We start from the raw sequence: 9,902 nt of genomic DNA on the forward strand, positions 1-9,902 counted from the left end.
CAGTGACTTCTTCAACAGCCTGTTAGAGGGTGTCTCGCGGAAAGCGGCGCTCTCAGATCGGCTGCACTGCTTCGTCTCGCCTTCCGGTTGCGCTGGCTCTACATTGAGAATCAGCTCGATCAGCGCGACGACAAGTCGGGGGGCGCATGAAAATCGCCAAGGTCAAGATCACTAACTTCAAGTGTTACGAAGATACCTTCACCCTTACCCTAAACGATGGCCTTAACGTCATTGTCGGCGCCAACGAGTCTGGAAAGACCACTATTCTAGAAGCGATCCACCTGGCGCTCACGGGGCTCCTGAATGGTCGACCTCTGAAGAATGACCTGACAAGCTATGTCTTCAACCTTTCAGCCCAGACCAAGTACGTACAGAGCCTTACCGCTGGTTCTCCTTTGCCACCGCCGACGATCACTATCGAATTGTTCTTTTCCGGGAGTTCGAGTGAGCTGGCTGAACTTGAAGGCGATGGAAACTCGGAGAAAATCAAATCCAGCGGAGTGGTCTATCGCGTTGAATTCGACGAGGAAAATTACAAGGGGCCGTATGAAGCGCTGTTGGCCGCCGGCGAGCTGACTTCTATTCCAGTCGAGTACTATACAGTGACGATGCGATCGTTTGCACGAAAGGGCGTCACAGCTCGTGGCATTCCGATCAAACCCGCCTTGATCGATTCATCGAGCGCTCGTTTCCAAAACGGGTCCGACGTCTATGTATCACGGATCATTCGTGACCTTCTTGAAGAAGCCGAGCGTGCGTCGATTTCTCAAGCCCACCGAAGGCTGAAGGAAGCTTTTGTCGAGGACAAGAGCTTGCAACTGATCAACGAGCGGATCACCAAGGCCGCCAAGATCAGTGAGAAGTCGGTCAGCATTTCAGTCGACCTGTCATCCCAGTCCGCCTGGGAGAGCAACCTCATGACGTACATCGACTCGATCCCCTTTCAATATGTCGGCAAGGGCGAGCAATGTCTAATAAAGACCAAGCTGGCCCTCAGTACCAAGAAAAACGCCGAGGCCACTGCTATCCTGCTGGAGGAGCCTGAGAATCACCTGTCGCACGCGCGACTCAACGAACTGATCGCGGATTTAGCCGAACAGCATGGGCAGAAGCAGATCATCATCACGACGCATAGCAGCTTCGTGGCCAATAAGCTTGGTCTTGATCATCTGATCGTGCTGCGTGATGGCAAGGTAGTTTGGATATCGGAACTGGAGGCGAGCGAGTTTTTCAGGAAGCTCGCGGGGTACGACACTTTGCGTCTCGCGCTGGCCCGCAAAGCAATCTTGGTGGAGGGAGACTCCGATGAACTCGTCGTTCAGCGAGCTTACATGGATGCCAACGGTAGGCGACTTCCGATCCAAGATGGTATTGACGTCATCTCGGTCGGCACTGCCTTTTTGCGCTTCCTCGAGTTGGCGAGGGCTCTGAAGATACCGGTCGCGGTAGTGACCGACAACGACGGGGACCCCGCCGCACTTGAAAAGAAGTATGTCGATTACAAAGGCGACGCCTTGGTGCGTATCTGCTTTGATCCTACCGTTGACAGCGGACCTCTGATGATCAAAGACAAGGCCTTCAACTACAATACTTTGGAGCCGAAACTTCTCAAGGCGAACAGTCTCGAAATCCTCAACAGTGTGCTTGGAACATCGGCAAAAACAGATGACGAGCTTCGCGCCCACATGCAAGTCAACAAGACCAACAGTGCTTTGTCTATTTTCAGTTCAACGACCGCGATTGTCTGTCCTGAATATATCAAACGGGCCATCTCGGCGTGATCGGCGAGAACAAGATCGTCGTCGCAGCAGCCGGGTCTGGTAAGACGACTTACCTTGTAGAGCAGGCTCTGAAAATCAAGGGCTCGCGCGTCCTGATCACGACGTACACAGAGTCAAACGAGGCGGAGATTCGTCAGAGGTTTTTCGACCTCGTGGGCCATGTGCCTGCCAACATGGTGATCATGACTTGGTTCAGTCTCCTGATCACCCACGGCGTAAAGCCCTTTCAGGGGTGCCTGTTCGATTTTCCCGTCAGGGGCATGTTACTGGTCCAGGCCCAGTCGGGAATTCGCTTCCGAAACCACCAGGGCGTCGCAGTACCTTGGCCGGAAGAGGAGATCGGCAAGCACTTTTTTGACCCGGTCGGACGCGTGTTCTCTGACAAGCTCTCGAAGCTTGTGATTCGTTGCAATGAAAAGAGCGGCGGAGCCGTCATCGATCAGCTTAGCCGCGTATTTCCATACATCTTCGTCGACGAGGTCCAAGACCTGGCTGGCTATGATCTCGATATTCTAGCGGCGCTCGCTCAAAGTCCCGCTTGCTTGCTGATGGTTGGCGATCCAAGGCAAGTGACCTACCTGACTCATCGTGAGCGCCGCCATGGAAAGTACGCGGACGGCGGTATTGTTTAGTTCCTCCGAAAGGAGCTTCCCCTAAAGGTTGCAGTCGCGATCGACGAAACGAGTTTGAATCGATCCCATCGCAACAACGCTGCGGTCTGTGCCGTCTCGTCGCTTCTGTTTCCGGCGCTTCCTGCGAGTCAAGTCTGCGAGTGTGTTGGTTGCCGCAGCGCGTCGCCGGTAAACGCAGGTGTCTTCATCCTTAGGACCGCTGATTATGCGCACTATCTCGCGAGCGTGAGGCCAATGCAGTTGCGCGACAAAAGCACCACTACCGGCGTGGACAAGATGTCCCCCGTGATGAATTTTGGAGAATCCAAGGGAAGAGGATTTGATCACGTGGTCATCCTTCCCACCACGCCGATGAAAAACTGGCTGTTAGACCACACGGCTGAGTTGAAGCCCCAAAGTCGAGCCAAACTATACGTCGCGCTCACGCGGGCTCGCTATAGCGTAGCCGTAGCTATGGATTGGGAAGCCGCCCCCCTGCCTGTAGGCTTTTCCCTATACTGCAAGTCATAGTGCCGCACCGCTCAAAGATCCGCTTCTGGCCCATTGCAGCATCCGTGGCGCTCCCGCTTCGGTGCCGGTTCTAAGCGCAAGCGGACCTACATCGTCAGTCCTTAGTCAGTTGCAGCGTCAGCTGATCGGCCGGCGTCGCTGCCTACGACGCTGCGGTGATGCCGGATAGGCGGCTGCCGTTGTCGTCGATCATGCGAGCACCGATCACGGCTGTCTCGGCATGCCGATCGGCCCGACGTGTGCCGTGCCGATCCGCGATCACGCCGGCAACTACGCGCCGACGTCGCTCGCTTCGTCTGCCGTGGGCCTCGCCGTAATGCCGAGGCTCGCGGCGTTGAGGCCTTGTTGCCCTGGCGGCTGGCGTCATCCGACCCGCACGGTGAATTCGTTGCCGCGGCCTTCGTCGATCTCGAGCGACCGGGAGAAATAGCCATTGGTGGGGGCGCGGACGTAAGCGAGATAGTCCTGCGCAAAGGCGTTTTCGCCGAGGATCACGGCGCCGGGGGACAGCCGCGGTTCGATCAGTTTGAGCACCGGCAGGTACAGCGAGAACGCGCCGTCGATCGAGAGAACATCGACGTCGCCGCCGACGTCTTGCAGCGTGTCGAGCGCATCGCCTTCGCGGATCTCCACCAGGTCGGCGAGCCCGGCGGCTTCGAGGTGAGCCCGCGCCCGCGCGACTTTGGTGGGCTCGATCTCGGAGCCGATCAGCTTTCCGCCGCCATTGTCGCGCAGCGCAGCCGCGAGGTAGATCGTCGAGACCCCCATCGAGGTGCCGAACTCGACGATCCGGGTCGCCCTGCGGGCGCGCGCGATTGCGTACAGGAAGCGGCCGTAGGCCGGCGAAATCGCCAGAAAATGATCGGCGTGCTCTCGATAGGTGGTTCGGTAGTTGAGCCGTTCCTCGTCGGCAAATCTGGCGGCCAAGTCCTGCAGCGTCTCACCGGACGTCTCGGCCTGCGCCTTCATCTCGGCCATCAGGCCGCGATCCGCGGCCTCGGCTTCGGCGTGGAGTTTGTCGAGCGTCTCTGCGACGCGCTTGCTGCTCAGCGATGTCATGCAAATCCCTTTCGGTCATGCCGAGACCGGCTCGGCCTCGGCTGTCCGGGTGAGTAAAGGGAGGCGGCATTGGCGTCATTACGCAGCTTAGACAGATTGTTATCCGTTCACGCCAAGCGGCGCGGTAGGCTGGCCCATGCCACTTCTCACCGACAGCTCCACTGCGGCCGACTGGACCGAACCCGACGACATCGCGCGGCCGGTCGTGGCCTACGGCATGGCATCGGAGATGATCGGCTCGTTCGAGATCGACCTGCACTGCCATGCCAAGGCGCAGATCCTGCTGGTGCAGCGCGGTGCACTGAGTTGCCGGGTGGAAGGCGGATTGTGGATCGTGCCGCCGCGCAGCGCGGTCTGGATACCAGGCGGCACGCTGCACGCGATCACGGCGACCGGCAGGCTCGAAGGCTATGCGGCGTTCGTCGCCGCCGGCATCGATGTGGGACTGCCGCAACGCTGCTGCACCGTCTCGGTGACGCCGCTGCTGCGCGAACTGCTGTTCCGTGCCGCCAGGCTGCCGCTGCTGTACGATGAGAGCGGGGCGGCTTCGCGTCTGATCGCGGTGCTGCTCGACGAAATCGGGGTTGCCAGGATCGAGGATCTGCATCTGCCGATGCCGTCCGATCCGCGGCTGCGCGCGTTGGCCGACCTGATGATGGCCGCGCCCGCCGATCGCGGCTCGCTGGAGGGCTGGGCGGCGCGCGCCGGCCTCAGCGAGCGGACGCTGGGGCGGCTGATCAGCCGCGAAACCGGGATGAGCTTTGGGCGCTGGCGCCAGCAGCTCGGCGTCATGCTCGCAGTGCAGTGGCTGGCCGGCGGCGCCACGATCCAGCAGGTCGCCGCCGATCTGGGTTACGAGAGTGTGCCAAGCTTCGTCACCATGTTCCGCAAGACGCTCGGCACGTCGCCGGGCCGGTACATGGCGGAGCGTTATGCCGGCCGAGCCGCGGAGACTTAGTCGGCGGTGAGTTTGCATGGCGGCATCCAACGTTCTCTGCGCGCCACCAGTGGATACGCAAAGCAACCACTCGGTCGATCGCGGCGGCCGCCGGCCCTCAGTTCTTCGTCAGATACAGCGGTGTCCGGACCGTGAGCTGATAGGCCGGCTTCGGCGTCCACGCCACCTGCGCGGTGATGCCGAACAGGCGGTTGTCGTTGTCGTCCATCTTGTCGAGGTCGATCCGCAGGATCGGCTGGGTGAAGGGGGCGATCGGGGTGAAGCGCAGCAGCTCGGCGCCGCCGAACGACTGCAGGCCGGCGCGGCCGGTCAGCTTCCAGTTGCTGTCCCACTGGTAATAGCCCCCGAGCCAGCCGACCGTGTTGGGGTGGATCGCGGCGCGGTCGGCGTCGATCGCCGTGGTGGTGTACTGCACGCCAGCCAAAACGCCGCGGGTCTCGTCGGCGTCGAATGCGTAGGACGCCTCCAGGATGGTGTTGAGCGAGGTGGTGGCGAGCGGTCCGCTCGGCACCGAGCGGGTGAGGGTGGTCTGCAGGGTCAGGGTCGGCAGCGATCCGCCGTCCTGGCGATAGATGTCGGCCTGGACGCCGACGTTCCAACTGGTGATGTCGACCGCGCTCCAGCCAGATCCGCCGTTGCTGGTGGTGGCGCTGAAGCCGCCATACAGCGACACGCGGTCGTTGACGTCGACGGTCAGCGGCACGTCCAGTTCCACGCTCTGGCTCGCCGGCAGCGTCGGCGTCTGCAGCGGCGGCAGCGCCGTCAGCTCCCGGAGCCGGGACAGCACCGCGATGGTCGGGCTCGCAAAGCCGATCGACAGCGCCCCGGCCGGGGTGCGGCCGTAAGTGGTGCGGAGATCGAGGTAGATATTGGGATAGGTCTGCGCGGGCGCCGCGTCGTCGTCATCTGCGTCGGCCGCCAAGGCGGGGGCGACGAGGAGATGCAACACGCCGGCAGCGATGGCGGCGGCCGCGAGATGCCATGGCCGCCGGGTCAACCGAGCTCGCCCCCAACTCGCCATCTGATCCCATCTCTTGCTGCGGCCGGCCTATCGCGGCGTCCAGCTCCGGCAGTTAGCCACAGCGTCGCTGCGGCCGGCAATCGGGATCGTCTGCCATCTGTGGATCGCGGGACCGCGGGACGCGATCGTCCTTGAATCGGGCGGCGGTCGTTGGTCGAATGCGCCTCTGTCTCGATGTGGTGCTTAAATACCGTAGAGCGCCGCGGCGCGCGGGAAGTTCCGATTTGTGCCGAATCGAGACGGCGGGAGCGGTCGATTCCCCCGACTCGGTGCCGGAATCGCCTGGGCAACACCTGACGATTCTATGAATCGCGCCCTGCAGACCCCGGATCGAGCCGCTGCGGACCCCGCCCGGAGTCCGAAATCGGCGTCCCTGCGCGATCCTGCCGCGATGCGATAACGCCCCATTCCATCGGCGTTTCATGCCGGTCGGATGGAGTGCGAAAAGTCGTCGCCGAACCGTCATCTGGCGGCTGTTTTGCCTTGACTTAGGGGGAGTGCGCCGATACAACCCGCCCACTTCAAGACAGGCGGTGAGCTTCGCCAACGTCGGAACGGACAACCCGGGCCGTCCTTTAAAGGACTTTCGGGCACCACCCTCGACCCAAGTCGCTCAAACGCTGTCGACATAAGCCAGGCAATGCCAGGACATTAAGCGTTCTTTCGAGGCTCTTTCTCGTCAGGACGGTTTTGGAAGCATGACCTCGGTAGGAACCGGTCAGTGGAAGCTGCCCGGTCTTTGCTGCGGTCCTCTGTTGCGTGGAAGCGCTTTCCGCTCAGCGATGGGCGGCTGGCGCGATCTCGCTTTGCGTGATCGGACATTGGTTCGGTCGGGTAGGGCGGCCGCTGGGGCGGGTAGCTCCGAATGAATTTGCGAAGCCGACTGACCGGTTTCGCGCGAAGCTTGAGGGTGAAGGCGAAGATGCCGACGATCAACCAGCTGATCGCAAATCCGCGCGTGGTGCAGAAGTCGCGCAAGAAGGTTCCGGCGCTGCAGCAATCGCCGCAGAAGCGCGGCGTGTGCACTCGCGTCTACACCACGACGCCGAAGAAGCCGAACTCGGCGCTGCGTAAGGTCGCCAAGGTGCGCCTGACGAACGGCTTCGAAGTCATCGGTTACATTCCGGGTGAGGGTCACAACCTGCAGGAGCACTCGGTGGTCATGATCCGCGGCGGCCGCGTCAAGGACTTGCCGGGCGTGCGCTACCACATCCTCCGCGGCGTCCTCGATACCCAGGGCGTCAAGAACCGTAAGCAGCGCCGTTCGAAGTACGGCGCGAAGCGTCCGAAGTAAGCGGGGAGAGCATCCATGTCCCGTCGTCACGCAGCCGAAAAGCGCGAAGTTCTGCCCGATCCGAAGTTCGGGAACATCATTGTCACCAAGTTCATGAACTCGGTGATGTACGCCGGCAAGAAGTCGGTCGCCGAAGGCATCGTCTACGGTGCGTTCGACCTGATCGAGGCCAAGACCAAGCAGCCGCCGCTCGGCGTGTTCGAGCAGGCGCTCGAGAACGTCATGCCGGCGATCGAGGTCCGCTCCCGCCGCGTCGGTGGCGCCACCTATCAGGTGCCGGTCGAAGTTCGCGGCACCCGCCGTCAGGCGCTGGGCATCCGTTGGCTGATCACCGCCGCCCGCGGTCGCAACGAGAAGACCATGACCGAGCGGCTGTCGGCCGAACTGCTCGACGCCTCCAACAACCGCGGCAACGCGGTGAAGAAGCGTGAAGACGTGCACAAGATGGCGGAAGCCAACCGCGCGTTCTCGCACTACCGCTGGTAACGGCAAAGCAACGGAATCAAGGAAGACGCTATGCCCCGCGTTCACGCCATCGAGGACTACCGCAACTTCGGCATCATGGCCCACATTGATGCCGGCAAGACCACGACGACCGAGCGCATCCTGTTCTACACCGGCAAGAGCCACAAGATCGGCGAAGTGCACGAAGGTGCCGCGACGATGGACTGGATGACGCAGGAGCAGGAGCGGGGCATCACCATTACGTCGGCCGCCACGACCGCGTTCTGGAACGGCAAGCGTCTCAACATCATCGACACTCCCGGCCACGTCGACTTCACCATCGAAGTCGAGCGCAGCTTGCGCGTGCTCGACGGTGCCGTGTGCGTTCTCGACTCCAACCAGGGCGTCGAGCCGCAAACCGAGACCGTGTGGCGCCAGGGCGACAAGTACAAGGTTCCGCGCATCGTCTTCGCCAACAAGATGGACAAGACCGGCGCTGACTTCTTCAAGTGTCTGCAGGACATCGTCGACCGTCTCGGCGCCAAGCCGGTGGCGATCCAGCTCCCGATCGGCTCGGAGAACAACTTCAAGGGCGTGATCGATCTGGTCCGCATGAAGGCCGTTGTTTGGAACGACGAGTCGCTGGGTGCGAAGTTCGAGGACGCCGAGATTCCGGCCGAGCTGCTCGACCAGGCCAAGGAATATCGCGAGAAGATGATCGAAGCCGCCGTCGAGCTCGACGACGACGCGATGGGCGCTTATCTCGAAGGGAACATGCCGGACGAGGCGACCCTGAAGCGTCTGATCCGTAAGGCGGTGCTGACCGGCGCGTTCTATCCGGTGCTGTGCGGTTCGGCGTTCAAGAACAAGGGCGTGCAGCCGCTGCTCGACGCCGTGGTCGACTACCTGCCGTCGCCGCTCGACGTGCCGGCGATCAAGGGTACCGACGATCAGGGCAACGAAGTCGTGCGCAAGGCGGACGACAAGGAGCCGCTGTCGCTGCTGGCGTTCAAGATCATGGACGACCCCTTCGTCGGCACCATCACCTTCTGCCGTATCTACTCGGGCGTTCTGCAGAGCGGCACCGGCGTGGTGAACTCGACCCGCGAGAAGAAGGAGCGCATCGGCCGCATGCTGCTGATGCACGCCAACAACCGCGAAGACATCAAGGAAGCCTATGCCGGCGACATCGTCGCGCTGGCCGGCCTGAAGGAAGCTCGCACCGGCGACACGCTGTGCGATCCCGCCAACCCGGTGATCCTCGAAAAGATGGAATTCCCGGAGCCGGTGATCGAAATCGCGATCGAGCCGAAGTCGAAGGCCGACCAGGAAAAGCTCGGCATCGCGCTGGCGAAGCTGGCTGCCGAAGATCCGTCGTTCCGGGTGTCGACCGACCTCGAGTCCGGTCAGACCATCCTGAAGGGCATGGGCGAACTTCACCTCGACATCAAGGTCGACATCCTGAAGCGCACCTACAAGGTCGACGCGAACATCGGTGCGCCGCAGGTGGCGTTCCGTGAGCGCATCACCAAGAAGGCCGAAGTCGACTACACCCACAAGAAGCAGACCGGTGGTACCGGTCAGTTCGCTGCGGTCAGCTTCGTCGTCGAGCCCAACGAGCCGGGTGGCGGCTATGTGTTCGAGTCGAAGATTGTCGGCGGTGCGGTGCCGAAGGAGTACATCCCGGGTGTCGAAAAGGGCATCGAGAGCGTGCTGTCTTCGGGCGTGGTCGCCGGCTTCCCGGTGGTCGACGTCAAGGTGACGCTGGTCGACGGTAAGTACCACGACGTCGACTCGTCGGCGCTGGCCTTCGAAATCGCCTCTCGCGCCGCGTTCCGCGAAGCGCTGCAGAAGGGCAAGTCGGTTCTCCTCGAGCCGATCATGAAGGTCGAAGTGGTGACTCCGGAAGACTACACCGGTTCGGTCATCGGCGACCTGAACTCGCGGCGTGGCCAGATCCAGGGTCAGGACATGCGCGGCAATGCCAACGTGATCAACGCGATGGTGCCGCTGATGAACATGTTCGGCTACGTCAACAACCTGCGCTCGATGAGCCAGGGCCGGGCGAACTTCACCATGCAGTTCGACCACTACGCGGAAGCGCCGGCCAACGTGTCGGCTGAAGTCCAGAAGAAGTTTGCCTGATTGTCGCCGGTTTGAGCCGCGACTGAACGGAGAGAGCGATGGCCAAAGCAAAGTTTGA

The 9,902-nt window shown here is 61.7% G+C and carries 8 protein-coding genes; 6 read left to right on the plus strand and 2 right to left on the minus strand.

The window, feature by feature from the left end; all coding sequences use genetic code 11:
- Nucleotides 1-146: 146 nt before the first annotated feature.
- Together M9H71_RS24660 and M9H71_RS24665 are read left to right on the plus strand one after the other, a co-directional pair.
- Complete coding sequence (locus M9H71_RS24660; protein WP_455407500.1) at nucleotides 147-1,781, plus strand: ATP-dependent nuclease; 1,635 nt, start codon at nucleotides 147-149, stop codon at nucleotides 1,779-1,781.
- On the plus strand, nucleotides 1,778-2,413 hold the full coding sequence (locus M9H71_RS24665; RefSeq protein WP_455407501.1) for a UvrD-helicase domain-containing protein: 636 nt from the start codon (nucleotides 1,778-1,780) through the stop codon (nucleotides 2,411-2,413). Before M9H71_RS24660 ends, M9H71_RS24665 begins: the two co-directional genes overlap by 4 nt.
- 873 nt (nucleotides 2,414-3,286) lie before the next feature.
- Here M9H71_RS24665 and M9H71_RS24670 read toward each other — a convergent pair.
- Nucleotides 3,287-3,982, minus strand: coding sequence for an O-methyltransferase (locus M9H71_RS24670; protein ID WP_455407502.1), 696 nt, complete (start codon nucleotides 3,980-3,982; stop codon nucleotides 3,287-3,289).
- A 136-nt stretch (nucleotides 3,983-4,118) separates the two neighbouring features.
- On the opposite strand from M9H71_RS24670, the gene M9H71_RS24675 reads away from it, so the two are divergent.
- On the plus strand, nucleotides 4,119-4,940 hold the full coding sequence (locus M9H71_RS24675; RefSeq protein WP_455407503.1) for an AraC family transcriptional regulator: 822 nt from the start codon (nucleotides 4,119-4,121) through the stop codon (nucleotides 4,938-4,940).
- A 97-nt stretch (nucleotides 4,941-5,037) separates the two neighbouring features.
- On the opposite strand, the gene M9H71_RS24680 is transcribed toward M9H71_RS24675, so the two are convergent.
- Nucleotides 5,038-5,961 carry a hypothetical protein gene (locus tag M9H71_RS24680; RefSeq protein WP_455407504.1) on the minus strand — a complete coding sequence of 308 codons (924 nt, stop codon included), beginning with the start codon at nucleotides 5,959-5,961 and terminating at the stop codon, nucleotides 5,038-5,040.
- Nucleotides 5,962-6,883: 922 nt separating this feature from the next.
- Here M9H71_RS24680 and rpsL point away from each other — a divergent pair.
- From rpsL to fusA, 3 genes are read left to right on the plus strand one after another with little or no spacing between them, the layout of a single operon-like run.
- The gene (rpsL, locus tag M9H71_RS24685; protein ID WP_008969396.1) at nucleotides 6,884-7,255 is read left to right on the plus strand and encodes a 30S ribosomal protein S12; all 372 of its coding nucleotides are present in this window, start codon (nucleotides 6,884-6,886) and stop codon (nucleotides 7,253-7,255) included.
- Between the two features lie 15 nt (nucleotides 7,256-7,270).
- Entirely contained in the window at nucleotides 7,271-7,741 is a 471-nt protein-coding gene (rpsG, locus tag M9H71_RS24690) for a 30S ribosomal protein S7 (protein ID WP_455407505.1), read from the plus strand.
- Between the two features lie 30 nt (nucleotides 7,742-7,771).
- Entirely contained in the window at nucleotides 7,772-9,844 is a 2,073-nt protein-coding gene (gene fusA, locus M9H71_RS24695) for an elongation factor G (protein WP_455407506.1), read from the plus strand.
- Nucleotides 9,845-9,902 lie beyond the last annotated feature (58 nt).

The organism is Rhodopseudomonas parapalustris, from assembly GCF_053772255.1.